At 52.4% G+C, this 679-nt stretch carries 1 protein-coding gene; it reads left to right on the forward strand.

What is annotated here, in order from left to right; genetic code table 11:
* Positions 1–70 precede the first annotated feature (70 nt).
* Positions 71–679, forward strand: a 609-nt coding sequence (locus tag NHE85_RS12540; RefSeq protein WP_252812400.1) for a hypothetical protein, incomplete at its 3' end; no start/stop codon positions are given.

Genomic DNA, 679 nt, shown 5'->3' on the forward strand with positions numbered 1-679 from the left:
TATTGTCAACCCGCTTCCGGAGCTTATCACCAACCAGTCGGTATATACACTGTGTGATACCACCGCCCCAATGGACAAAGAGGTGTTTGACCTTACCAGCAGGATCCCTGACTTTATTGCCGATGCCAGCGGCATGACCATAACCTTCCACCACAGCTTTGCTGATGCCCAGGGCGATGCCAACCCTATAAGCGAGGCGGATGCCTTAGCCTATGAGAACCAGGGACCGCAGGTAGAGACGCTTTTTGTACGCTTTGAGGTAACAGCCACCGGGTGCTACAGGATCGGTTTCTTAGACCTTAGGGTAGAGCACCAGCCGATCATCCTTGAGCCGACCCAGGACGAGCTGACTGTATGCGATACCAACGGCCAGGGCATAGGCGAATTTGACCTTGCAGCCCTTGAAGAGAGTATGGCTAACGGCGATCTAGACCTTGTGATCACCTTCCATGAAACAGCCGAAGATGCCATAGCGGGTATAAACCCGATACCAACAACAGAGAACTATGTAAATGCCGTACCTTACATCCAGGATATCTATGTAAGGGTAACCGATACCCGCAGCGGGTGCAGCAATACCGTACCTTATGTGCTAACGCTTATCGTATCCCCTGCACCGCAGGCCCCATCACTGGAGGACCTTACCTTCTGTGACGATGCCGACAACAATGGACAGGAT

The sequence above is a fragment of the Flavobacterium sp. NRK1 genome (assembly GCF_024054175.1).
Lineage (GTDB): Bacteria > Bacteroidota > Bacteroidia > Flavobacteriales > Flavobacteriaceae > Flavobacterium.